This is a genomic window from Pedobacter sp. T50_32 (genome assembly GCF_057652195.1).
In genome coordinates, this window is the sequence record NZ_JBYFBY010000002.1 from 290,640 (window position 1) to 314,085 (window position 23,446).

General features: G+C 37.4%; 24 protein-coding genes and 1 tRNA gene. 19 read left to right on the forward strand and 6 right to left on the reverse strand.

From position 1 onward, the window contains the following. Positions 1–90 precede the first annotated feature (90 nt). From AC23ME_RS06640 to AC23ME_RS06655, 4 genes are all read left to right on the forward strand, one after another. Positions 91–1,518 (forward strand): amino acid permease, encoded by a 1,428-nt coding sequence (locus AC23ME_RS06640; RefSeq protein WP_487726972.1) that lies wholly within the window; start codon positions 91–93, stop codon positions 1,516–1,518. A 308-nt stretch (positions 1,519–1,826) separates the two neighbouring features. Next, the gene (gene arr, locus AC23ME_RS06645) at positions 1,827–2,276 is read left to right on the forward strand and encodes an NAD(+)--rifampin ADP-ribosyltransferase (RefSeq protein WP_487726973.1); all 450 of its coding nucleotides are present in this window, start codon (positions 1,827–1,829) and stop codon (positions 2,274–2,276) included. 398 nt (positions 2,277–2,674) lie between these two features. Next, a complete protein-coding gene (locus AC23ME_RS06650; RefSeq protein WP_487726974.1) occupies positions 2,675–3,169 on the forward strand; it encodes a hypothetical protein in 495 nt (164 codons plus the stop codon). A 127-nt stretch (positions 3,170–3,296) separates the two neighbouring features. Beyond that, a complete protein-coding gene (locus AC23ME_RS06655) occupies positions 3,297–3,668 on the forward strand; it encodes a hypothetical protein (RefSeq protein WP_487726975.1) in 372 nt (123 codons plus the stop codon). 329 nt (positions 3,669–3,997) lie between these two features. Here AC23ME_RS06655 and AC23ME_RS06660 read toward each other — a convergent pair whose 3' ends face one another. Continuing rightward, on the reverse strand, positions 3,998–6,502 hold the full coding sequence (locus AC23ME_RS06660) for a S9 family peptidase (protein ID WP_487726976.1): 2,505 nt from the start codon (positions 6,500–6,502) through the stop codon (positions 3,998–4,000). Between the two features lie 544 nt (positions 6,503–7,046). Here AC23ME_RS06660 and AC23ME_RS06665 point away from each other — a divergent pair. Beyond that, positions 7,047–7,934, forward strand: a complete 888-nt coding sequence (locus AC23ME_RS06665; RefSeq protein WP_487726977.1) for a polysaccharide deacetylase family protein — start codon at positions 7,047–7,049, stop codon at positions 7,932–7,934. A gap of 13 nt (positions 7,935–7,947) precedes the next feature. Beyond that, positions 7,948–8,802, forward strand: a complete 855-nt coding sequence (locus tag AC23ME_RS06670; protein ID WP_487726978.1) for a polysaccharide deacetylase family protein — start codon at positions 7,948–7,950, stop codon at positions 8,800–8,802. Here AC23ME_RS06670 and AC23ME_RS06675 read toward each other — a convergent pair. Together AC23ME_RS06675 and AC23ME_RS06680 are read right to left on the reverse strand one after the other, a co-directional pair. Beyond that, a complete protein-coding gene (locus tag AC23ME_RS06675) occupies positions 8,795–9,238 on the reverse strand; it encodes a 3-oxoacyl-ACP synthase (protein WP_487726979.1) in 444 nt (147 codons plus the stop codon). The two genes, AC23ME_RS06670 and AC23ME_RS06675, sit on opposite strands and share 8 nt — an antisense overlap. 122 nt (positions 9,239–9,360) lie before the next feature. After that, on the reverse strand, positions 9,361–9,939 hold the full coding sequence (locus AC23ME_RS06680) for a nitroreductase family protein (RefSeq protein ID WP_487726980.1): 579 nt from the start codon (positions 9,937–9,939) through the stop codon (positions 9,361–9,363). A 155-nt stretch (positions 9,940–10,094) separates the two neighbouring features. Between AC23ME_RS06680 and AC23ME_RS06685 the strand changes: the two genes are divergently transcribed. Together AC23ME_RS06685 and AC23ME_RS06690 are read left to right on the forward strand one after the other, a co-directional pair. Next, positions 10,095–10,637 carry a DUF2975 domain-containing protein gene (locus AC23ME_RS06685; protein ID WP_487726981.1) on the forward strand — a complete coding sequence of 181 codons (543 nt, stop codon included), beginning with the start codon at positions 10,095–10,097 and terminating at the stop codon, positions 10,635–10,637. 2 nt (positions 10,638–10,639) lie between these two features. Continuing rightward, positions 10,640–10,846 carry a helix-turn-helix domain-containing protein gene (locus AC23ME_RS06690; protein WP_487726982.1) on the forward strand — a complete coding sequence of 69 codons (207 nt, stop codon included), beginning with the start codon at positions 10,640–10,642 and terminating at the stop codon, positions 10,844–10,846. An 84-nt stretch (positions 10,847–10,930) separates the two neighbouring features. On the opposite strand, the gene AC23ME_RS06695 is transcribed toward AC23ME_RS06690, so the two are convergent. Further along, positions 10,931–11,491, reverse strand: coding sequence for a hypothetical protein (locus AC23ME_RS06695; RefSeq protein ID WP_487726983.1), 561 nt, complete (start codon positions 11,489–11,491; stop codon positions 10,931–10,933). Between the two features lie 158 nt (positions 11,492–11,649). On the opposite strand from AC23ME_RS06695, the gene AC23ME_RS06700 reads away from it, so the two are divergent. Both AC23ME_RS06700 and AC23ME_RS06705 read left to right on the forward strand, forming a co-directional pair. Then, positions 11,650–12,498, forward strand: a complete 849-nt coding sequence (locus AC23ME_RS06700; protein ID WP_487726984.1) for a bifunctional helix-turn-helix domain-containing protein/methylated-DNA--[protein]-cysteine S-methyltransferase — start codon at positions 11,650–11,652, stop codon at positions 12,496–12,498. 9 nt (positions 12,499–12,507) lie between these two features. Then, entirely contained in the window at positions 12,508–13,116 is a 609-nt protein-coding gene (locus AC23ME_RS06705; protein WP_487726985.1) for an alpha-ketoglutarate-dependent dioxygenase AlkB family protein, read from the forward strand. Positions 13,117–13,149: 33 nt separating this feature from the next. Here AC23ME_RS06705 and AC23ME_RS06710 read toward each other — a convergent pair whose 3' ends face one another. Continuing rightward, complete coding sequence (locus AC23ME_RS06710; protein WP_487726986.1) at positions 13,150–14,460, reverse strand: DEAD/DEAH box helicase; 1,311 nt, start codon at positions 14,458–14,460, stop codon at positions 13,150–13,152. 161 nt (positions 14,461–14,621) lie between these two features. On the opposite strand from AC23ME_RS06710, the gene AC23ME_RS06715 reads away from it, so the two are divergent. The 8 genes from AC23ME_RS06715 (at position 14,622) to AC23ME_RS06750 (ending at position 21,627) form a co-directional block, all read left to right on the forward strand. After that, complete coding sequence (locus AC23ME_RS06715) at positions 14,622–15,170, forward strand: RNA polymerase sigma factor (RefSeq protein WP_487726987.1); 549 nt, start codon at positions 14,622–14,624, stop codon at positions 15,168–15,170. A 2-nt stretch (positions 15,171–15,172) separates the two neighbouring features. Then, the gene (locus AC23ME_RS06720; protein WP_487726988.1) at positions 15,173–16,573 is read left to right on the forward strand and encodes a hypothetical protein; all 1,401 of its coding nucleotides are present in this window, start codon (positions 15,173–15,175) and stop codon (positions 16,571–16,573) included. Positions 16,574–16,577: 4 nt separating this feature from the next. Further along, positions 16,578–16,883 carry a hypothetical protein gene (locus tag AC23ME_RS06725; RefSeq protein ID WP_487726989.1) on the forward strand — a complete coding sequence of 102 codons (306 nt, stop codon included), beginning with the start codon at positions 16,578–16,580 and terminating at the stop codon, positions 16,881–16,883. A gap of 125 nt (positions 16,884–17,008) precedes the next feature. After that, a complete protein-coding gene (locus AC23ME_RS06730) occupies positions 17,009–17,302 on the forward strand; it encodes a hypothetical protein (RefSeq protein WP_487726990.1) in 294 nt (97 codons plus the stop codon). A gap of 90 nt (positions 17,303–17,392) precedes the next feature. Next, positions 17,393–19,816, forward strand: a complete 2,424-nt coding sequence (locus tag AC23ME_RS06735) for an alpha/beta hydrolase family protein (protein ID WP_487726991.1) — start codon at positions 17,393–17,395, stop codon at positions 19,814–19,816. A 299-nt stretch (positions 19,817–20,115) separates the two neighbouring features. Then, positions 20,116–20,577, forward strand: a complete 462-nt coding sequence (locus tag AC23ME_RS06740; RefSeq protein WP_487726992.1) for a DinB family protein — start codon at positions 20,116–20,118, stop codon at positions 20,575–20,577. Between the two features lie 5 nt (positions 20,578–20,582). Then, the gene (locus AC23ME_RS06745; protein ID WP_487726993.1) at positions 20,583–21,380 is read left to right on the forward strand and encodes a tRNA pseudouridine synthase A; all 798 of its coding nucleotides are present in this window, start codon (positions 20,583–20,585) and stop codon (positions 21,378–21,380) included. A gap of 52 nt (positions 21,381–21,432) precedes the next feature. Next, a complete protein-coding gene (locus AC23ME_RS06750; protein ID WP_487726994.1) occupies positions 21,433–21,627 on the forward strand; it encodes a hypothetical protein in 195 nt (64 codons plus the stop codon). A 44-nt stretch (positions 21,628–21,671) separates the two neighbouring features. Here AC23ME_RS06750 and AC23ME_RS06755 read toward each other — a convergent pair. After that, positions 21,672–21,743, reverse strand: a tRNA-Arg gene (locus AC23ME_RS06755). 296 nt (positions 21,744–22,039) lie between these two features. Between AC23ME_RS06755 and mgtE the strand changes: the two genes are divergently transcribed. Further along, a complete protein-coding gene (gene mgtE / locus AC23ME_RS06760; RefSeq protein ID WP_487726995.1) occupies positions 22,040–23,413 on the forward strand; it encodes a magnesium transporter in 1,374 nt (457 codons plus the stop codon). The last annotated feature ends 33 nt before the right edge of the window (positions 23,414–23,446 follow it).

The following is a 23,446-nucleotide window of genomic DNA, read 5'->3' on the forward strand; positions in this document are numbered from 1 at the left end:
AAAAATTCCCTTTTTCATTTACAGATATTTTTTTTTAGGTTTGGTGCGTTAATAAAAATCGACAAACTAAAATCAACTAATTATTAATTTATGAATTTTAAAAAGCCTATTGATACACTTGTTGCCGAGGCGGCAGAAAGTGGCGAAGGCACTCTCAAACGTACCCTTAGCAGCACCAGTTTAGTTGCATTAGGTATTGGAGCAATTATCGGCGCTGGTTTATTCTCTTTAACTGGTATCGCAGCTGCCGATCACGCCGGACCCGCAGTAACTTTATCTTTTGTATTAGCCGCTATAGGTTGTGCATTTGCTGGATTATGTTATGCAGAGTTTGCCTCTATGATCCCTGTTGCTGGTAGTGCGTATACTTACTCTTATGCTACTATGGGCGAGTTTATGGCATGGATTATTGGTTGGGATTTAGTACTAGAATATGCACTTGGTGCAGCCACTGTAGGTGTATCCTGGTCGGGCTATTTCAATAAGCTTTTGCACGAGTTTGGGCTCGAAATGCCGCTTTACTTAAGTAGATCTTTCGCAGAAGTAGATGGTGGTGGTATTAACTTACCTGCAATCATCATTGTATCTTTACTTTCGCTTTTATTAATGCGTGGAACCAAAGAATCTGCAAACTTAAATAACTTCTTAGTAGTTGTAAAGGTAGCTGTAGTTCTATTGTTCATTGGCTTAGGATGGAAATTCATCAACCCTGCAAACCACACGCCTTATATCCCAGAAAACACTGGCGTTTATGGTGAGTTCGGTATTTCAGGTATTGCATCTGGTGCAGCCTTAGTATTCTTTGCCTTTATCGGTTTCGATGCAGTGTCTACTGCAGCTCAGGAAGCTAAAAACCCACAAAAAGGCATGCCAATCGGTATTCTAGGTTCGTTAGTTGTATGTACCATATTATACGTATTATTTTCTCACGTTATGACAGGTTTAGTACCTTTCGAAATTTTCAAAGGTGATGCTTCTCCTGCTGCAACAGCATTTAAGGTAACTGGATACAGTTGGTTACAAATGGGTTTAATCATCGCTATTTTAGCAGGTTACACCTCTGTAATTTTAGTAATGTTGATGGGACAATCAAGAGTATTTTATACCATGTCTAAAGATGGTTTATTACCTAAATTCTTTGGCAGTATCCACTCTAAATACAGAACACCTTGGAAAACAAACTTATTTTTCATGGTATTTGTAAGTTTATTTGCAGGTTTCGTACCTGTTACAGATTTAGGCCACATGGTATCAATCGGTACTTTATTAGCCTTCTCATTAGTTTGTATCGGCGTAATGATCTTGCGTAAAACAGATCCAAACAGAGAGCGTCCGTTCAGAACTCCTTTGGTACCTTTAGTACCTATTTTAGGCATCGTAGTTTGTTCTTACTTAATGTATTCTCTACCTTACGAAGCTTGGATCAGGTTAGCACTATGGATGGGCTTAGGTGTAGCGATATACTTCTTGTATGGAAAGAAAAACTCAGTTCTTGGTAAGAAACATAATCAAGAATAAGCGTTTAAAATTATAGAAACACCAATCCCCGACTTCAAACCTCGGGGATTTTTTTGTGATCAATTTTTAATCTAGAAAAGGTACATCATCACACTTCGGGAATTTCAGCCCTGCTTTTCGCTTATAGTCCTCGCCCCGATAAATCGGGACTGTGGGCTATTTAGCTCAATCAGGTTTATTTTACAAAGGCAGTGGTTCTTAGGCACTTTTCTACCTGCAAGTTAAACCTAACCAATGCTGAGCTATCAGATTACAACCATTAAAACTTATATTTGGATAGGCTTCATCAAATCTTAAAACGGCAACAGATGGCAATTGAAATAAGCGAAAGAGATAAAACACCCAAACTAAACGCAACTCCATTTGCACAAACTTATTTTCACGGCACAAAGGCAGATTTAAAAGTAGGCGATCTAATCACAGTTGGTTTCAATTCTAATTTTGGGCAAAGAAATAATGCCAAATACATTTTCTTATCGGCAACTCTAGACGCTGCTATTTGGGGTGCAGAACTTGCTTTCGGCGAAGGAAAAGAAAGAATTTACCTCGTAGAACCAATGGGTGAAATTGAAGACGACCCTGACTTGACCGATAAAAAATTTCCTGGCAACCCTACTAAATCTTACCGATCTACAGCACCATTTAGGGTAGTTGGGGAAGTAAGTCATTGGCAAAGTCACCCAGCAGAACAAGTTAAGGTGATGAAAGAAAATTTAGCCAAACTCAAAGAGCAAGGGATCAATTCGTTGAATGATTGATTTCCATTTACCTCTCGTCAAGCTTAGAGTAGCAATTTGTCTTCCGACAAGCAAAGTTTGTACCTCCGAGAAGCAACGATACTTCTCCAAGATGCTCGGTCGATACTCTAACAAACACTAATGTTAGTTGGAGAAGCAATAATGCTTGTCTGACTAGCAATTTCCACTTCAAAAAAGGAAATGAACATGTTGAAAATTTGTTTTGCAAACTTTAGACTAAAACATTAGCTTAGAATAAATTAACGTTCGGTCTCCTTAAAGAATTCCGAAAATTCGATTAGAACAATAAGGCTATGTTATGGCGCAAAGCCTTCCGTTTTTGGATGTATTTGCGCTAAGTGGCGTACATAAATAAGTTAGCAGCAAAACACAACACAGCAACAACATACATTAGACGAATGGAACTAACAATTGGAGCATGGTATAACGAACCAGGAATAAATTTTGAATTTTCATTCAGAATTTCAAAATTCATACGACTTGCAGTCAAAGAATGCGTTATGACACCACTTGGACTGATTGACGCTTATCCTGAAAAGTTTTTGCATTTAACGGTAACGACAACATCAATTCAAGACAAATTGGAAGTTAAAATGGGACCTTTTAAAACAAAGGCGACTTCTGTAAACTGTGGACTCTGGTTTCCATACCAATCAATAATGTCATCGCAGAATCCCTTAGACGAATACGTTCAAAATTACATAAAATCTATTCCATTAATTTTCAAGAAATGGAATGTGACAGAGGAACAAATAAATCATGTTACAACAAAAATCATTGCTGAAATAATTGGTAATCCTCACTATCTTCTGACAGAAGGAGAACAAAAAGAACTTGAAGAAGAAAAAGAAAGACATAGAAAAATTCAACAGGAAATAAATGATGGCGTATAGATGCTCAGCTGCTAACAGCACATTTGCAATAGGCGGGGTTTCGTGCTCCGCATAAACATTTGTGCTAATAAACCGTCCTTTGGGCAGCTGCAAACCGTTAGGCGCAACATAATAAAACAAACATGCTATGAAATATTTATTGGAGAGTCAAATTAGTTCATACCTTAGACCTGAAAAATCGATTGAACAATATATTGGCAGAACTGAGCAGACAGACTATTCTACATTAAAGTGGGTTGCAATCGAACGGACAAAAGATATTTATGTATTAGTTATTCATGAAGTTTTTGATGAGCGCAATGAGGTGCAGTCGATTTATGAATGTTCTTATTTTGAGCCTGATGACATGTATGGAAAAAGAATTGCAGAATTCGAAGATTTGAATGACGCTCTCGAGATGGCAAAAAAAGAATTTGGTGCAACACTTGAAAAGTATCTGCCTTTTGGGTTTCTAGATGAGTATTTAGAGCAACAAGGTGTATTACAAATCCGTAGATAAAGCTTCGGAATTACAAACCGAGTTTTGCGAGCTCACGAAGTAATTCAGAAGAACAACTTAGGAAGGAAAAGTTTAGTGCCCAGCAAAGGCTTTTGTTAAATAGCCCCGATTACAGCGTAAATACTTTTTGTTATTACTTATTGTTACTACGCATTTAACTTTGAGATTTCTCTCTACGTTCGAAATGACGGCAATAGAGCACAAAAAGATTGAAGCGCAAAGCGGGACTTTCGGAAAATAGTAGTAGAAGCTTTGTGCTTCTAAAACCTTTAAAACAAAAATCCCCAACAGTTTTACACCATTGGGGATTTGTAATTATTTATTTATCGTTAATTCTTTCGCTCTACTTCCCTATCCATTTCGGTCATATTCACATTGGTTGATTGTGAAAAATCTCCCAGTAAATGATTGTTGAAATAGTCGGCTAAACGCCAGAACATATACTCGGTCATGTCGCCAAAACCGTGGCGCTGCCCAGGAACCAGAATAAAATCGAAACGTTTACCAGCTTTGATTAAAGCGTTTGCTACGCGAATACTTCCCGCAGGGTGTACGTTGTTATCGATATCGCCATGCATCAACAACAAATGACCTTTTAGGTTTTTCGCCAAATCAGGGTTTTTGTCAATCGAGTATTTGAAAGAAGTATCGCCTTTTAACGAAACGGTTTCTTTTACGCCGTGGTGTTTTTCGCTCCACCAACGGTTATAAATGGCGTTATCGTGGTTACCAGCATTAGAAACGGCAACTTTGAAGAAATCTGGATACACCAACATTGCCGCCGTTGACATGAAACCACCACCAGAGTGGCCGGTGATACCCACTTTGTCGATATCGATGTAGCTGTATTTGTCTGCCAATTGCTCGATCGTCGCTTTTTTATCGGCCAAACCGTAATCACGTAAGTTACCATAACCATAAGTGTGGTACCATTTAGAACGAGCTGGGTGACCACCTCTGTTTCCAACAGTTACTACCACATAGCCCAATTGCGCCAAACGATCTGTTCTATCCATACTGCGGCCAAAAGATTTATTTACAGCTTCTGTTTGCGGCCCTGGATATACATACTCGATTACTGGATATTTTTTGGTTGCATCAAAATTGAATGGCTTGTACATTACGCCATACAAATCGGTTACACCATCATCGGCCTTAACTTTGAAAGGTTCTGGGAATTTATAGCCCGAAGCCATTAGCAATGATAAATCTGCAGTTTCTAGCTCCATCACTTTGTTACCATTGTTATCGTAAAGTGTAGATTTTGGCACCGTATTTACCCTAGAGTAGTTGTTTACGAAGAAACGACCAGCGTCGTTCATGCTTGCCGAGTGATCAAAATCACCTGCGTTTAACAATTTCAAGCCAGAACCATCGAAGTTTACACGGTATAAGTGATAATAATATGGATCTTCTTTAGCTTCTCTACCGTTGGCGGTGAAGTAAAGTACCCTTGCTTTTTCATCGATATTTACGATGTCTTCGCAGTGGAAAGAACCTTTAGTAATCTGGTTTTTCAACTTTCCGTTTTCGTCAAATAAGTAGAAATGTCCCCAACCATCGCGTTCGCTCCAGTGAATTAATTCTTTACCTCCGTTTACCAAGCCTGGGCGCTGTACTTCAACATAAGTATTGAAACGTTCTTCAACTACAGGTTTGATGGTGCCGTTAGCTACATCAACTACGCAAACATCAATACGTTTTAAATCGCGGCTGGTGCGGCCCATATAGAATTTGCCATTATCGCCTAACCAAACCGCAGGGCGAAACTCGTTATCTCTATCGGCAGCAAGTGCAGGTTTACTGTATACATTTAAGCTTTGATCTTTAAATGCAGCCGTGTTTAGCTTCTTGCTAGTTTTAGCAGCAAAATTGAACAACCAAATTTCATCTTTTGGGGCTTCTGTTTCGCCTGGCATTTGATATTTATAGGTTTCTAAAGTTGGTCTGCCTTGCGCAACACTGTTAATTACCCAAAGATCTTTCACCTTTCTGCTATCAGAACGTTGAATGGTAAAATGTTTAGAGTCTGGCGACCATAGCACAAAAGCTCTTCTACGCTTTTTGTCGTTTTTGATTACTTCTTCGTTGTTTTCTCTATCACCATCGCTACCGAAAGAGTAGTATTTTACACCTTCTTTTGTTAACTGATGCTCTACAATAGTGCTATCTTCTTCGTTTTTTAAAGCCTTTTGGTAATTAGCTTTGTCCATCCAAAACAAATTGTAATTACGGGTAAAGATAATGGCAGATGAATCTGGCGCTACAGCTCCCCAGTTTGGTTTTGGTTTTGCTCTTTTGAAGTCCTTCATTTCCGTTAGCTTTCCGCCAGCTAGCTCATACTGAAATTTAAAGATTTTCTTCTGCATCGAATCTGCAGCTTTTTTGTCTTTTCTATCAGGTTTTACCTCTTCAATGGTACTTTTAATTTCGAAGGTGATGTTTTTTTCGTCTTCGCTAAACTTTAGGTTTTCGATGGGCAAATGCTGTCCATCAAAAGGATCACGAATAATCAGGGTAATCTCGGCAGCTAACTTCGCCGGATCAAAGATTACTTTCTTACTTCTTGCAGACGGATCTACAATATACCAGTTCTTTCCGTTAGGTGTTTCATATTCGTACCAAAAACGGTTGCTTTGTTTTAACCAATGCGGATCTACCGAAGTTGAGTAAATCATTTTACGCAGTTTACTTGGCGAAAACCTTGCAGCTTGTTGGTAATTGGCTTTTTGCGGCAATTGAACCGTTTCTGTAGTGGTAATTGTTTTAGTTTGTGCATTTGCAAGCAAAGCCGAAAACAAGCCTAACAGCGAAAAAAAGTAAAGTTTTTTCATTTAAATTATATAAAACAGTTAGTTGATTTTTGAATGAGCTAATTTAAATGAAAAAAGGATTAGGCTTAACGTTTTATATGTAATAATTAAGTGAGTTTGATTATCCTTTTTTAAATTATTTAGTTCTGATATTTATTTTTTAGAAAAGCAACTCGGTACTACTATACTGGGCTAGTCCCGCCAATGTTGCTGCCAATTTTACGATTGTAAAATTGGGCATTCACGTATGTCGGGTTTAAAATACAAACTGTTTTGCAATATTGCGCCTTCTAAAAGCATCCGCCAAAAAATAGCAAACAGGCACCTTTTTGTAACGTGTGAGATAATGTACAGCAATGTTTTTTGTTAAATAGACCCGATTGAAAGGAAGCCAATTTTTAATTGGCTGCAGAGAAAGCGGGACTATCGGAAGTGATTAGCATTAAATTGCTCTACTAGTTCTAAGCATAATATTTACAGGATAAATGTGTATGTAGCAATTAATTTTCAACACCCGTATCACATATCATCTTATTGCTTAGTTTTGCTTTTCTATAAAGTAATTATGAAGAAATTTTTCTTACCTATTATCGCTTCTGCAGTTATTTTTACTGCTGGTTGCCAATCCAAATCGCAAACTAGTCAAACTGCTGATGCTGCAGATAGCACAACCGCAGCTGTTAATACTGAGCAAGCTGAAAATCAGGCTGCGCCAATTGATACCAAAAATATTAAGGTAGCTGATGCCAAAACCATTTTAGCAAGGCCGCAGGTTCCTATCTTATGTTACCATCAGGTACGTAATTGGAGATCAACCGACGGACAGATGGGTAAAGATTACACTGTAGAAATCCAGAACTTTAAAGACCAAATAAAGATGCTATCTGATAGTGGTTACAATACCATTTTACCAGATCAGCTTTATGCTTACTTAAACGAGGGCAAACCACTGCCTAAAAAACCGATCATGTTAACTTTTGATGATACGGTTTTAGATCAGTTTACGGTGGTAAATCCAACCTTAAAGAAATATGGCTATAAAGCTGCTTATTTTATCATGACGGTTTCTATTGGTAAGCAAGGCAAGTTTGTAAACTATATGAGCGCAGATCAAATTAAGCAACTTTCTGACGAAGGCAATACGATTGGCAGCCACACTTATGATCACAAAAATTTTAAAAAATACACAGGAAAAGATTGGGAAGAGCAGTTAGATAAGCCAACTAAGAAATTAGAAGAAATTACTGGCAAAAAAATGGAATACTTTGCTTACCCGTTCGGTTTGTGGAACAAAGAAGGTTTTCCTGAATTGAAAAAAAGAGGCTTTAAAATGGCTTTTGCTTTAGCAGATAAACGTGACGAAAACGATCCATTAATGTGTGTAAGAAGAATTATTGCTAGTGGATTTTGGAGCCCAAAAACATTGCACAACAATATTGTAAAAAGCTTCTAAAGCGCTCTAACACATGAAAAGATTTTTAATTGGGGCATTTTTATGCCCCTTTTTATTTTTTGCTTGCCAGTCTACCTCTGGAGATAATAAGCATACCTCTATCGCAGATACAACTTCAAAAGTACAAGCTAACACTAGCGATGAAATAAAGCCTGCTGATGCAGCAACAATTCTTGCTAGAAAAGAAGTACCTGTTTTGTGTTACCATCAAATTAGAGAATGGACGGCTAATGATGGAAAAAGAGCAAAAGACGATATTATTTCTCCTTCAAAATTTAAGGAACATGTGAAAATGTTGGCAGATAGTGGTTACAACTCTATCCTGCCAGATCAGTTGTACGATTATTTAGTTTACGGCAAAGCACTACCAGAAAAACCAATTATGTTCACCTTTGATGATACCGACTTAGACCAATTTACAGTTGCCTATCCAACTTTAAAGCAATATGGTTTCAAAGGTGTTTATTTTATTATGACGGTTGCTATTGGCAAAAAAGGTAGAATTCACTACATGAATGCTGCGCAAATTAAAGAGCTAGCCGATGAGGGAAATGTGATTGCAAGCCATACTTACGACCATAAAAACTTCGCAAAATTTACTGAGGAAGATTGGAAAACTCAGATTGACGAACCTACCGAAAAACTAGAAAGAATTACAGGAAAAAAGGTAGCGTATTTCACTTACCCATACGGTATTTACAAAGCAAGTTTACTACCCAAACTGAAAGAACATGGTTTTAAAGCAGCATTTATTTTATCTACTAAAAGAGACAAAAACTATCCGCTTTATACGATCAGAAGAATTATCGACCCAGGAAATTATACCGCTAGAAATTTACTGCACAGTATAAAAAAGAGTTTTAAGTAATGTTTTCTATTTGATAATTCTTACCATTAAAATCGAATTTTTCGCCTGCTTCTTTTCCTATTAGTAATTTACCAATTGGAGAAGCCGCAGAAATAGCAAAGTAAGTCTTTCCTTCTAATTGCAATTGACCAGCACTGATACTAATGTAGAAACTGCCATTGTTGGTACTCACCAAGCTGCCACTGCGCACTTTTGTAGTTTCGTTTACATGGGCAAGTGATAACAGCACTGCCTTTTGCTGCTGCGCATCGGCCAGTAATTGTTTGTTTCGGTTAATATCTTGCTGAGCCATTTCGCGGCCAGTTTCAAACTTATCGCCAGCACTACTTTTGGTATCGTCATTACTAGCTTCTTGCGCTTGTAGCAACGCTTCTGTAGCTGTAGCAATTCGCTTTTCGATAAAATCTAAGCAAAGCTGATATAGTTGATCTTTCAAATTTTGGTTGATTGGTTAATTGTTGTTGGAAAGTTGTAATGTTGGAAGGTTGTAATGTTGGAAGGTTGCAATGTTTTTTGATTTGAGCAGAAGTTCGAAAGTTAACTGCAAACTGCCAACTGTTAACTGTCCATCCACTTTACCTTCTCACTCATCGGCGTACGTTTAGCCTCTCTTGGTTCCGCATTATGGTAGCCCATGTAGAACAAACCATAGCATTTCTCGTTTTCGGTCAAACCTAAGAAATCTCCCAAATGATCAATCAAAGGAGGTGAGCTCCAATAAGCACCAATGTTTAAGACCTCAGCAGTTAAAGCCATATTTTGTACCGCACATCCAACCGCAGCAATCTCTTCCCAATTTGGCACTTTATCTTCGTGGAACTGGATACAGATTGCAATAATCACATCAGCTTGTGAGGTTTTCTGAGCAAAACTATCGTACTTTTTCTGCAAAAACTTCTCCGCAGAAATAACCCTTTTGTAAATATCACCTAATTCAGCACCTAACTTTGCTTTTGCTTCCTTTCTGATGACTGTAAAACGCCAAGGCTGTGTGAGTTTGTGCGTAGGTGCATAGTTTGCACTTTCTAAAATTTCTTCAATAATAGTCGTCGGAATTTCTTCTTGCGTATAACTTTCAGGGAAAATACTTCTTCTGCTTCTAATAATTTCTGATAGGATTTCTGCTTTCGTACTCATACCCCAAATGTAAGCTTTAAGTATTGTTTTAATGTTGTGTACTTGTAAAATTGGAACTTAATTTAATTGATGCATCACAAATATTTAATTTAAAACAAAATAAATTTATTGTTTATCAATAAATATTTATTAATATTGATAAATGAATTTAAATTATGGAAAATAGAATATCAGCTCCAATCCTATCAATTATGAATGTTTTGTTTTGGATTGTATTTATTGGCCTTTGCATCAAAACAGGAATTATCTTGATTTCGTTTCTAATGTCATTATTTGTAAGCACGGTTGTGGCACAGAAAATGCCACAACAGCTCAATTTAAGTGAACTAACTGATTTGGGTTTGTTTACCTATTTAAATATTGGTTTGGTATTAGTGATAAGTTCTGGATTGAAAGCATACATTGCTTATTTAACTGTCCTCATTTCAATGTCAATTAACCTAAAACAGCCGTTTAATGTGCAAATTTGTAAATGGATTGAGAGAATTAGTCACCTTGCATTGGTTATAGGCATACTCCAAGTTTGTGCAAAATCGTATTACGAACATTTAATTGAGGAAGGATTTAAACTAACCAAATTATCAGGATATTTTAGCGATGGTGACCAGTTTCTGTTTTTAGCTGGAATAATCTTTATTATTGCACAGATTTTTAAGCGAGGATTGGAACTTCAGTCAGAGAACGAGTTAACGATATAATTATGCCGATAGTAGTAAATTTAGATGTGATGATGGCCAAGCGCAAGATGTCGTTAAATGAACTTTCACAGAGGGTAGATTTAACCCTATCTAACCTCTCCATTTTGAAAACAGGAAAGGCAAAAGCTATCCGTTTTTGCACGTTAGAGGCTATTTGCAAAGCTTTAGATTGCCAACCTGGCGATATTTTGGAGTACGTGGAAGATTAGTAGATGATACAGCGTACATAAACGATTAACTGTAAATCCAAGTTATACGCTATTGGTTTCTGCCAGTTCATCAGTTAAACAATTTCAACAATTAACCTTTTTTAACTGTTTCCTAATCTGTTTTACCTTGCCAAAGAATGCCACACTTTCCTTATCTACCAAGTAATCCATGGTTTGTGTTAGTTCGTCCTTAATCCAAGGATGTTTTTGGCAAAAGTTAGCAAGAATATTTAAACAATGTGATTTGATTGCAACTGGTACTTTATCGTCAATTAGCCAAGCAAAAGTAGTTTCAACCAGTGGATCTGTATCGTAAGTTTCTAAAATCGTTTTAATTTCCGATGGTGCCGTCTTTTTAGTGATGAGTGCAAGAATTTTTCCATAGTGCCTGCGAGCAGATAGATTATCCTGTACAGAAAACCTTTCGAGGAAATAAGTTGTAAATGGCACAAAACCAGCAGGATTATTCACATACATATTCTCCAAAATCCACGCTGCTCTAAAGGCAATCTTCTCCTCTGTATGAAAAGTTAAATCTATAATATCTTTTACCGCATTGGTTTGTTTAGCCGCAATTTGAGCCAATAGTTCTACTTTGCTTTTAGATAAAGTGGTTTTGATGTCTTCTACAAGCTGTTCTTTCATATTTCATCGAAATTAATGATTTATTTCAACTAAAATTTTAAAATGAAACCACATAGACATATAGAAATAACTATATGTCTATGTGGTTATAAATAAAAGCAAGTTTCGGATTTTTTAATCGCTAGGCTTAACGGATATTTGTTTAATTTTAAAAGCTTATGAACACGCAAGAGGAGTTGAATTACGATAGAATTGCCAAGGCGATAGATTATATTAAAACTAACTTTAAAAACCAACCTAATTTAGATGAGGTGGCAGAAAAGGTAAACTTAAGTCCGTTTCATTTCCAGCGCTTATTTACTGAATGGGCAGGCACAAGTCCTAAGAAGTTTTTGCAGTATGTGAGTGTAAATTATGCCAAAAAATTACTGCAAGCCGAGCAAGCTAATCTGTTTGATGTTGCTTTTGAAACCGGGCTTTCGGGCACTAGCAGATTGCATGATTTGTTTGTCAATATTGAGGGGATGACACCTGCAGAATACAAAAATGGCGGCAGTGAATTAACAATCAATTATCGATTTTCTGACAATCAATTTGGCTCTTTATTAACAGCCTCTACAGAAAAAGGAGTTTGTTACATGGCATTTTATGAGGATGAAACAATTGCCTTGCAACTATTAAAAGCAAAATTTCCTAGCGCAAAATATTTAGAAAAATCGGATGATTTACAACAGAATGCAGTATCAATTTTTCAAAGTGATTGGTCGAAATTAAAAGATGTTAAACTGCATCTAAAAGGAACAGATTTTCAATTGAAGGTTTGGGAGGCGCTGTTAAAAATCCCAATGGGAAAACTTTCTACCTACGGAAAATTAGCGAATGAGATAGGCAATCCGAGTGCATCTAGAGCTGTAGGAACGGCCATTGGCAGCAACCCAATTGCTTTTCTAATTCCTTGTCACAGGGTGATACAAAGCAGTGGAACATTTGGTGGTTACATGTGGGGCAACACTCGTAAAACTGCAATTATTGGCTGGGAACAGGCTTTTGTCAACGAAAATATATAGCACATAAAGATGGATCTGTTTGAGAATATGTGTAATGCTTCTACGAACTTACTTCCAAAAGATGGAACTGTAAATTACTACGGCAAGGTTTTCAGCAAAGCTGATGCAGATTTTTACTACGAAAACCTGTTAAGAGATATTGCTTGGGAAAACGATCAAGCTGTAATATTCGGAAAGCTGATTATTACCAAACGAAAAGTCGCCTGGTATGGAGAAAAGCAGTTTCAATATACTTACTCTAACATCACTAAAACTGCGCTGCCTTGGACTGTCGAACTTCTAGCCCTTAAACAAAAAGTTGAAGAGCTTTCTGGAGAAACTTTTAACTCTTGTTTGCTGAATTTGTACCATAACGGCGATGAAGGTATGGCTTGGCACAGTGATGGAGAAAAAGATTTGAAGAAAAATGGCGCAATCGCTTCCTTAAGTTTTGGCGCAGAGCGGAAATTTGCCTTCAAACACAAAGTGGATAAAACTACTATTTCACTACAATTAGCTCATGGCAGTTTACTCATTATGAAAGACGAAACGCAAACGCATTGGCTGCATCGTCTACCTCCTACTAAACTGGTTGCTAAGCCTAGAATAAACCTAACTTTTAGAACAATTGTTGGATAGGTAATTAAGAACCTACGTCGCTGCGAGCTATATCTACCCGTGTTTCTTCTGCTTGTTCATTTTTGCTTTTTCGCCGCTTCTATAATTAGTAGTTTTAGCATTGCTATCTTTTTTTGGCTGAAAAGCTGCATTTCTAAACGCTTCCTCTTCGGCCTGCTCACGCTCTAACTCTTTTGCTCGTTTGTTTTTTTGTTTGGTGGCCTTGTTTAAATCCTCAATTAACAAATCTTCAGGTAACTCAGCTTCTTCAATTTTTTGTCCAATAGCTTGTTCAATTTTCTTTAGTTGCGGAAGTTCCAAATCTGTGATAAAGTTTAACGCAACAAAATCTACCTCCTCCGTTTTAATAACCCGGTTGATGTAAAGCATTTTATCTTCTGGCAATTCAAAATGGAATACAAATGGAACATTACTTAAATGTTCTTCCTCAAAATTCTCATTGGCAACAATCAATACCCTAGCTTTATCATTAATTTTGAAAGCTTCTAGACTTTCGAAACCTGCTTCATCAAAAAACAAAGGCTTATATACAAAAATATCATCGGCTTTGCCATCAAATAAATCTCTAGAAAGTGTTTGTGCTGTTAAACGGGTATTTACAAAAACTACAACCTTGTCAAAAACTTCAACATCACTTAAAAGCAAGTTTAGTAAGTTTAGTTTTGTACGAAAATTAGGTAGATGATAATTAAGTTGATGTTGCGTTTCTACAATAGTTTCAGACAGCTCATCTACTTCAATTGTAGCCGGCATAAACATAAAACCTTCAATCATGTGGTTCAGCTTATCATGCATCACTTCTGTAAACACCAAATGCTGACACTTTTGAATACTTCGAGCTAACTCATTAATAGGTAGCTGTAAGCCTTGCTTCACCATATCGGCAGCATCGTCAACCACCATCATTTGGATTTTATTGGTGTTTAAACCCAATTTCAAATAAATAGCTCTTGCCCTCGATGGAATTGCAACCACAATATCTACCCCATCAGTTAAATCTTCAACTTGTGTATCAATTGGATCATCGGCATGAATGCCTACAATTCTAAAAGTATCATTTCTGTTTAGCAGTCTAAAACTCTCTAAAACTTCTAATACTTTCTCTTTGGTTGGTACTAAAATCAAAGCTCTTGGCGCATCACCACCGCCAGTTTTTAAGCGCATTAATGTAGCTACCACATAAGTCGTCGTTTTACCACATCCCTCTGGGCCAATGGCAATTACATCTTGCCCACCCAAAATTCTAGACATGGTTCTTAACTGTACTTCTTTTGGTGATAAACATCCCAATGCACTCATGGCCGAAACCAATGGCTTACTTAATTTTAACTGCTCTAACGACACGCTTTGATTTTTTATTGAAAGCGCAAATTTAAGTAAATAAAAAAGAATAGGTTAATTTTAAAATCTTTGTAGCGTTTGATACATGATAAGCGTATAGACATATATGCAGAGAGCGACTGAAACCAATATTTTATAACGTTATTGATTTAAGAAGATAACGAATGCCAGACAACCAGAGCCTTATTGAGCTCATTGCTTCTTGTAAAAAAGGCGATTTACGCCAACAGGAATTGCTCTACAAGCAGTTCTATGGCTACGCTTTGGGTATTTGCATTCGTTATTTGGGCAACAGAGATGATGCTTTGGAAGCAGCCAACGATAGTTTCATAAAGGTATTTAAATCAATTAACAGCTTTAATGAAAATAACGACTTTAAACCTTGGTTCAGAAAGATACTGGTAAACACTTCGCTAGATTATAAACGGAAATCGATGCGATTTAGCGAAGCTATTGAACTAACGGATACAGTTCCTCAAACTACGCACACTTCTGCTATAGATAAACTTAACGCTCAAGATATTTTATCATTAATGAAACAGTTAAATGAAATGCAGCGAACGGTTTTCAACTTATACGAAATTGACGGCTACTCGCACAAAGAGATAGGAAGTATGTTAAACATCCCAGAAAGTTCATCTAGAACTTACTTAACTAGGGCAAAACAGGCTTTACAACAATTATTAACCACCCACTCCATATACACAAAGTAGATATGAAACAGAGTGAAGAAGAACTAGTACAGCGAATAAATACTGTTTTCGACGACTATAATGATGGTTTGAGCGAGCAGGGCTGGAACGAGCTACGCAAAAAATTCCCTGAAAAGGAAACTAGAAAAATACCAATTTGGTGGTTAACAGGTATTGCTGCAACTTTATTGGTGGTAGTAGGCTTGTATTTCAATAAAGGATTTGATCGAGATAAAGTGATTTTAAGAGCAAATACTTCTCAGAAAGATACTTCTTTTAATAATGGCAAAGCCGATGATTTTAAAGTGGAAACTAATATTGCCAATACAATAAATCCAACCACAACTACAGAAAACACAGAGAAGATTTCTCCTACTGAAAGTAAGGATTTAAGAAAAAGCCTTCAGGATGTTAAGAATAGCCGGGGAATAATACCAACAGAACAATTAAATGCAGGTCAGCAAAAGCCAGTTACTGGGGTTAAAGACAAAGTTGAAAACCTAGGTAATGGTGTGATGCAAGGTCAGTTAAACACTAATACCGTAATTGATAACAACACTATAATTGCTTCTGCACAAACAAACGCTGACCAAGGTGTAAGAAAACCGATTGAAAATAATGTTATAGCGCTAGAAAAGGATACCAAACCTAGCACAGAAAACAAAGCTACCAAATTGACAACAGAAGAGTTTTTGACTGAACAAAGCAAAATTTTAGCCGCTAACGATCATACGAAGGACGTTAAGAAAAACAGCGTTTCTAAAACTACTTTCGATGTATTTACGGGAACTTTTTTCAACTACCATAACGATAATGAAGCAAAGTTAAGTGCCGGTTTAGGATTAAATGCCAACGTGAAAGTTGCAAAAAATGTGGTACTAAGCTTTGGGGCAGGAATTAGCCAAAATAAGATCAGTTACGAAAACAGCGTACCAACTGAAATTTCGCAAGCAATGTTTGCATCTAAAGACAATGCTTTAAATGCAGCACCAATTACTGGCATGGCTTATTCTGCTACGGCTACCAACGACGTAAGTTTTAATGGTAGGTTGTTAAGTATAGATTTACCAATGGTAGTGAAGTTCTTCCCTTCTAAGAAACAGGACTTTTATATCTCTACTGGTATTAATTCTAGCACTTATCTTTCCCAAAAATACACCTACAACTACAGCTTAAGTAATTTTGGCTATAGGAATGGTGAGGCTCAAACTCAGCAACAAACTGAACAAAGCAGCTTGTCGGGTTTCGACTTTGCTAATAGTGCGATCATCGCTATTGGGATTAATCAAAACTTAGGAAAAAACGTATTGATTTTCGAACCTTACTATAGACCTTCCCTAAGCACCATGGGTGATAAAAACCTAAGGATCAGTTCGGCAGGATTAAATTTGAAGTTTAATTTTAACGGTAACTCCAGAAAGTAGTTTGATGAAAAACTTATCATTACTGATACTTTTATTATGCTTAATAGTTTCTTTTTCCTGCAAAAAGGATAGCTATACCAACGCTACTGTAATTAAAGTTTGCAACGGCACTTATTTAAGTGTTCTAGATAAGAACTACGCCGTATGTAACTCCGAGAAAACTGCTAATTTGATACAAAATGATAAAGTACTAGTAAACTTTCATTTAGCTAAGGAAAATTGTGGATTTACACCAAGTTTTTATATCCCCTGCCCTAATACCAGCCTTCCTGATAGCTGGATAAACATTATTGATATTAAAAAACTATAATCGTTCTATAATACTATTTCATCTGTTAGTAACGTTAACATTACAATCTGTCGGCGTTCTTAAACTAAATTGTTGGCTGCTTGTTACTATAGCGTAAGTCATTTTTTTTAACCAATAAATAACAGATGAAAAAACTTTTTATCCTATTCCTGTCTACTTCGCTTTTCGTATTTGCTTCATGTTCTAAAGATTTTCTTCAAGTTGATGCTATAGTAGAGAAAAATTGCACTGGCTCCTATCTAAAAATCAACGATAACTTCTTTTACGTTTGTAACCAAGATAAAGTGGCATCGTACACTAATGGACAAACCATCAGTGTTTCTTATGAAGCTTTAGAAGGATGCAAATCTAAGGGCACGCCAAACTGCGATCTTAACTTCAATTACGAAGGAATTATCGAAATCAAAGAGATCCTTTAGTATTAAGCTTCTCCAAAATTTTTGATACAAAAAGCTAAAGTCAATTTCAATATGTAAGTTTATATCATCAATTAAACTTACATATTGAAAATGAAAAAAGTTATACTTAACCTATTATTGGTTGGTTTAGGTGGAAGCGTTCTGGCACAAGATGCTGTTACCTACCAAACTCCTCCAAAAGTAATGGCAGATTTGCTACTGGCTAAACCTACCCCAGGTATTAGCATAGATGGCAAAGCCGAATGGATTTTGTTCAGCGACCGCAATCCTTATCCTTCAATCGAAGAATTAGCAATGCCAGAATACAAACTGGCAGGCATGCGTATCAACCCTAACAATTACTCCCCAAGTAGACAAACTTATGTAAACAGTTTTAGCCTAAAGAATATCAAGACGGGTAAAACGAGTACAGTTACAGGTTTGCCCGCTACATTATTTGCTGGCAATGTTCGTTGGAACCCTAGCGAAACCAAAATTGCTTTTACGCAAACAGCTCAAGATAGAATTGACTTATACGTAATTGATGTGGCTACTGCAAAAGCTACAAAAATTAACAAACAGCCATTAAATGCCATTTTAGGTGCAGGTTTAATGTGGGTTGATGACAATACTTTAATCTACCAAGTAGCTACAAAACCAGCTACAGCAGCACCTAAACGTCCATTAGCTCCAAAAGGTCCAACTATTCAGGAAAATTTAGGTAAAGTTGCTCCAAGTGCTACCATCCAAGATTTAATCAAATCTCCATACGATGAGCAATTATTTGAATTCTTTGCTACCTCACAATTGGTACAAAACAAAGGTGGTGTAGAAACGCCAATTGGCGCACCAGCTATTTACAGCACGATCAGTTTATCTCCAGATAAAAACTATTTGATGGTACGTACCATTAAAAAACCTTTCTCTTATTTGGTATCTGCTTATGGCTTCCCATCTACGGTAAAAATTATCGACAGAACTGGTAAAACCGTGAAAGTATTAGCAGAACTACCTTCTTCAGAAGTTCGTCCGTCTGGTTACGACAACGTACAAAACGTTCCTCGTGGTTTCGACTGGAGAGACGATGAAGCAGCTAGCGTGGTTTGGGCTCAGCCATTAGACAGCGGTTTAATCAAGAAAAACGTAGAGTTTCACGATGGTGTTTACGAATTAAAAGCACCATTTACGGGAGCGAGCAAAGAGCTATTCAAAACTAAAACTCGTTATGCAGGCGTTAGCTGGGGTAATGCAAATTTAGCCTTGGTTAGAGAAATGTCTAGAGCTAAACAGAGTGCAAAAGTAAGCAGATTTAATCCATCTACTGGTGCATTAGAAACGCTTTACGAGCTAAACACTACCGATGCTTATAACAATCCTGGTCAGCCCGTTACAGAAAAGAACAAATTTGGCCGCCAAGTAGTTTTAACTACCGATAATGGTACCAAACTATTGTTAAACAACACTACAGGTGCTTCTCCAAAAGGCGATTTACCTTTCATTGCTAAGTTTGACTTAAATACTAAAAAGAACGAAATCATCTGGCGTTGTCAAGAAGGTACTTTCGAAGTAGTTACTGATGTTTTAGACCCTCAAAAGTTGGTTTTGTTAACGCGTAGAGAAAGCAAAACCGATGTTCCTAACTACTTTGTAAAGAATTTAGTGCTTCGCGTTGCTGATAAACAAATCACCAATTTTACCAATCCTTACACAGGAATGGATGGTGTAACTAAACAAAAAATCACTTACAAACGTGCCGATGGCGTTGATTTAACAGGCGATCTTTATCTTCCAAAAGGTTACAACAAAGAAAAAGACGGACCACTTCCAACATTGATTTGGGCTTACCCTCGTGAGTTTAACTCAGCAAGTGATGCTGCACAAATTAGAGGTTCGGAGAATAAATTTATCACCATCAGTTCTGGCGGACCAATCTTCTACGTAACCCAAGGTTATGCAGTTTTAGATAATGCAGAAATGCCAATCGTTGCTAAAGAAGGCAAACGTCCTAACGATTCTTTTGTAGAGCAATTGAAATTAAACGCAGAAGCAGCAATTGGAAAATTAAGCGAAATGGGTGTTGGCGACAGAAATCGTATGGCAGTTGGTGGTCACAGTTATGGGGCTTTCATGACTGCCAATTTACTGGCTCATACCAATTTATTTAAAGCTGGTATTGCTCGTAGTGGTGCTTACAACAGAACCTTAACACCGTTCGGTTTCCAAAACGAAGACCGTACTTATTGGCAAGCACCTCAATTGTATTATGACATGAGTCCGTTCAGCTATGCAAACAAAATCAAAACCCCTATCCTATTAATTCACGGAGAAATGGACGATAACCAAGGTACATTCCCAATTAATAGTGAGCGTTTGTTCAACGCCATTAAAGGTCACGGTGGTACAACTCGTTTTGTTTACTTGCCTTACGAAGCGCATGGCTATAGAGCAAAAGAGAACATCTTGCACATGCTTTGGGAAACCAATACGTGGTTAGATACTTATGTTAAAAATGCAAAGCCAACAGCAGCTAAATAATACGCAGCGCTGAGCTTTAAGTATATCGATTATAACATCCGTTGGATCTCATATTCAACGGATGTTTTTTTTTGAAAATCACCTACACTTCTTCATCGGCTATACCAGTCTTGCTTTCTGCTTTAGTCCCGATGAAATCGGGAGCTATCGCTGTCAATCAAGTTTAGAAAGCAATTCCAGTAATCCTTTTGTTAGGTTGCAAATCGCCTATCCGAGTTGCAATTTCCCTACAGTGCTAAGCATACATTAATAAAACTAGTTTGTTCATCATACTCACTAAAGAAAACTATCTTTGTGCTATGGATAAAGTATTCGAAGTAATTAGAGCAAGTCGCAACGCATTGTTAAGTTTGGTTGAGGGTTTAACCACCGAACAACTTAACAAAATCCCGACTGGTTTTAGCAATAATTTAGCTTGGCAAATGGGACATTTAGTGGTTAGCCAACAAGTATTATGTTATAAATTATCCAACAACGAATTGGTAATAGATCCTACCTTGGTAGACAAATACAGAAACGGATCCAAACCCGAAGCATTTATTTCGACAGAAGAAATTACGCAAATCAAAGCCTACTTACTAGATACCATAGACCAATTGGAAAAGGATTTAGCGACAGATAAGTTTCAAAACTATACGCCTTATACCATCAGCACCTATAAAGGTTTATCACTTGAAAAAATTGAAGATGCCATTAAATTCATCGTATCTCACGATGGTTTGCATTACGGTTGCAGCTTAATGATGAAGAAATTCGTTTAATCTATATGCGTTATTTTTTTCATATTGGGTACAATGGGCACACCTATAATGGTTGGCAACGACATCCTAAAGCACACAGCGTTCAAGAAGCAATTGAAAGCAAACTCAGTTCTATTTTCAAAATGCCCATTGCCATAAACGGTTGTGGGCGTACAGATACAAGTGTACACGCCAGTCAGTATTTTTTCCATGTAGATATTGAGCAGGAAATTGATTTTGATCTATTCTTCATCATCAACAGAATTTTGCCACACAATATTGCAGTTTTCGATATCATCCCTATGGATGGAAAACAACATGCCCGCTTTGATGCCGTACAACGCAAATACGATTATTACCTTCATACTTATAAAAATCCGTTTCTAGGTCAGCTTAGCTCTTATTACAACGTAACAAATCTTAATACGCAAGAGATGAAGAAAGCAGTAGCGCTACTGCCAAAATATAAAGACTACAGAGCTTTTTGTACTGCACCAGACAAGAACGAGCATACTATTTGCAACGTAATGGAAGCCAAGTTGTATTGTTCTGCAGATGAGCAACATTTCCGTTTCCATATTGCCTCAAATCGTTTTTTAAGTAAAATGATTAGAATATTGACTGGTAATTTGCTGAAAATTGGCAAAAACGAACTCAGTGTAGCTCAATTTGAGCATCACTTAGCTTCGTTAGAAATTCCAAAACAATTCGATATTGCAAAACCAACTGGGCTGTATCTATCAAAGGTGACCTATCCGTATCTCAACCTCGAGCCACGAACAGAGTTCAACAACTTCTCAAAAAGCGATTGGATAGAAATCTAAGAACATTATCCATTTCCCGTTTGTTATTCATCAAACAATAAACCTAATAAAGATGAACATTACAGGAAACACAAAAGGTGGCAAGCCAGAGAAAAATCAACCCGATGTAACTAAACCAGTAAATTCGGTTAAAGAAGATATTGAAGAAGGCAATATAAAGCCTGTTAAAAATCCTGAGCCGGCAAAGCAAAGAGAACAAAGCGAGCAACCGGTTCATCCGGTAAAAAAAGAACCGAAAGAGAAATAAAAAATAAGCCTCACTAGCAAATACTACTGAGGCTTTATTTTTCGTGCTCCCGACGAGATTCGAACTCATATCGATGGTACCGGAAACCATAATTCTATCCATTGAACTACGGGAGCAAAGTGTGCAAACTTAGATAAATTCCTCTTTATAAGCAATACAAATGAACGTTACGCTAAGAATTTATCGGTATGTATCGAAGCATACAAAATATGGTAACAGAAATACAGTGTTTAAAATAAACTGTTCGACAGCAATTTTATCTCGAAATAAATCTGCGCAGAACGTAGCAAAAAAATATTGAGCGTTCGATGTAATTAATACGCATTTATTTGTGCAATAATCTCATTTTTCACAAATAAAAACGCAACTTTACACGCCCTTATAAAATTTACACCACCAAAATCCAACGCGTATGGAAGAACTGCAAGTAGATGAAGTATTAAATTTGTTGGAAAACGAGAACGATAGACAGTTAAAAGTTTATCTCAACGAACTCAACATATCAGATGTAGAAGAGCTGATAGATGAACTTCCTCAACATGCAGTTAAATTTATCGAGACACTTTCCATTAAACGGGCAGTAAACGTGTTCCGTATTCTCGATTTCCCTACGCAAGAACGTATCATCAAAAAACTACAGGCCAATAAACTTACCGAAATCATCAGGCAGTTGCCGCCAGATGATAGAACGGCGCTTTTTGGCGAACTACAGGGTGAGGCGGTAAAAAAACTGCTTGTACTACTTCCAGATAACGACCGCAAAGAAGCTTTAAACCTTCTCGGTTACGAGGAAGACAGTGTGGGCCGTATGATGACGCCAGATTTTATCGCCGTGAAAACAGATTGGACGGTACAACGTGTACTTTCGCACATCCGTCGTTACGGCAAAAACTCCGAAACCATTGATGTAGTGTATGTGATCGACAAAGATGGTGTGTTATTAGACGATATTCGTATCCGAGAAATACTCCTTTCAGATCCTGAAGCAAAAATTGGCGACCTGACAGACAACCGACTGATTTCCTTAAATGTAAACGATCCACAAGAGGAAGCTATTAACGTTTTCAAAATGAACAACCGTGTGGCATTACCTGTTGTAGACGATCAAAATGTGCTCCTGGGCATTGTAACCGTAGATGATATTTTGTGGATTGCCCACGAAGAGTACACCGAAGACATGCACAAAATGGGTGGTACGCAGGCATTAGATGAGCCTTATTTAGACGTTCCAGTTTTCCAACTCTATAAAAAGCGTGTAGTTTGGTTAATCGTGCTCTTTTTCGGAGAGTTGCTCACCATCGCCGCCATGTCTGGTTTCGAAGATCAAATTGCCAAAGTTGTTATACTTGCCACCTTCATCCCACTAATTATATCTAGCGGTGGTAACAGCGGTTCGCAAGCGGCAACTTTAATTATCCAAGCCATGGCGCTGGGCGAAGTCACCATTAGAGATTGGTGGAATGTGATGCGTCGTGAAATATTTTCAGGCATTTTCCTTGGTACAACACTTTGCTTATTAAGCTTTTGCGTTATTGGCGCTTGGCACATTTTAATGCCCGGCTTTAGCGAACATTACGTGCTCATTGGCTTGGTAGTAGGCTGTTCTTTAGTTGGCGTTGTGCTTTGGGGCACGTTAATGGGCTCTATGCTACCTTTACTGCTTAAAAGACTAGGTGCCGATCCGGCCGCTTCTTCTACCCCGTTCGTCGCTACATTGGTAGACGTAACCGGGCTGATCATTTACTTCTCTTTTGCCCTCCTGTTTTTAGGTGGAGTGTTGCTGTAGAAGATTTAGAAAAGCAATTTGAGGAGCACTTCG

What these genes read in the sequence shown, in the direction of transcription:
- AC23ME_RS06640 (WP_487726972.1), top strand. Translation starts at nt 91, where the DNA reads ATGAATTTTAAAAAGCCTATTGATACACTTGTTGCCGAGGCGGCAGAA.
- arr (WP_487726973.1), top strand. Translation starts at nt 1,827, where the DNA reads ATGGCAATTGAAATAAGCGAAAGAGATAAAACACCCAAACTAAACGCA.
- AC23ME_RS06650 (WP_487726974.1), top strand. Translation starts at nt 2,675, where the DNA reads ATGGAACTAACAATTGGAGCATGGTATAACGAACCAGGAATAAATTTT.
- AC23ME_RS06655 (WP_487726975.1), top strand. Translation starts at nt 3,297, where the DNA reads ATGAAATATTTATTGGAGAGTCAAATTAGTTCATACCTTAGACCTGAA.
- AC23ME_RS06660 (WP_487726976.1), bottom strand. Translation starts at nt 6,502, where the DNA reads ATGAAAAAACTTTACTTTTTTTCGCTGTTAGGCTTGTTTTCGGCTTTG.
- AC23ME_RS06665 (WP_487726977.1), top strand. Translation starts at nt 7,047, where the DNA reads ATGAAGAAATTTTTCTTACCTATTATCGCTTCTGCAGTTATTTTTACT.
- AC23ME_RS06670 (WP_487726978.1), top strand. Translation starts at nt 7,948, where the DNA reads ATGAAAAGATTTTTAATTGGGGCATTTTTATGCCCCTTTTTATTTTTT.
- AC23ME_RS06680 (WP_487726980.1), bottom strand. Translation starts at nt 9,939, where the DNA reads ATGAGTACGAAAGCAGAAATCCTATCAGAAATTATTAGAAGCAGAAGA.
- AC23ME_RS06685 (WP_487726981.1), top strand. Translation starts at nt 10,095, where the DNA reads ATGGAAAATAGAATATCAGCTCCAATCCTATCAATTATGAATGTTTTG.
- AC23ME_RS06690 (WP_487726982.1), top strand. Translation starts at nt 10,640, where the DNA reads ATGCCGATAGTAGTAAATTTAGATGTGATGATGGCCAAGCGCAAGATG.
- AC23ME_RS06695 (WP_487726983.1), bottom strand. Translation starts at nt 11,491, where the DNA reads ATGAAAGAACAGCTTGTAGAAGACATCAAAACCACTTTATCTAAAAGC.
- AC23ME_RS06700 (WP_487726984.1), top strand. Translation starts at nt 11,650, where the DNA reads ATGAACACGCAAGAGGAGTTGAATTACGATAGAATTGCCAAGGCGATA.
- AC23ME_RS06705 (WP_487726985.1), top strand. Translation starts at nt 12,508, where the DNA reads ATGGATCTGTTTGAGAATATGTGTAATGCTTCTACGAACTTACTTCCA.
- AC23ME_RS06715 (WP_487726987.1), top strand. Translation starts at nt 14,622, where the DNA reads ATGCCAGACAACCAGAGCCTTATTGAGCTCATTGCTTCTTGTAAAAAA.
- AC23ME_RS06720 (WP_487726988.1), top strand. Translation starts at nt 15,173, where the DNA reads ATGAAACAGAGTGAAGAAGAACTAGTACAGCGAATAAATACTGTTTTC.
- AC23ME_RS06725 (WP_487726989.1), top strand. Translation starts at nt 16,578, where the DNA reads ATGAAAAACTTATCATTACTGATACTTTTATTATGCTTAATAGTTTCT.
- AC23ME_RS06730 (WP_487726990.1), top strand. Translation starts at nt 17,009, where the DNA reads ATGAAAAAACTTTTTATCCTATTCCTGTCTACTTCGCTTTTCGTATTT.
- AC23ME_RS06735 (WP_487726991.1), top strand. Translation starts at nt 17,393, where the DNA reads ATGAAAAAAGTTATACTTAACCTATTATTGGTTGGTTTAGGTGGAAGC.
- AC23ME_RS06740 (WP_487726992.1), top strand. Translation starts at nt 20,116, where the DNA reads ATGGATAAAGTATTCGAAGTAATTAGAGCAAGTCGCAACGCATTGTTA.
- AC23ME_RS06745 (WP_487726993.1), top strand. Translation starts at nt 20,583, where the DNA reads ATGCGTTATTTTTTTCATATTGGGTACAATGGGCACACCTATAATGGT.
- AC23ME_RS06750 (WP_487726994.1), top strand. Translation starts at nt 21,433, where the DNA reads ATGAACATTACAGGAAACACAAAAGGTGGCAAGCCAGAGAAAAATCAA.
- mgtE (WP_487726995.1), top strand. Translation starts at nt 22,040, where the DNA reads ATGGAAGAACTGCAAGTAGATGAAGTATTAAATTTGTTGGAAAACGAG.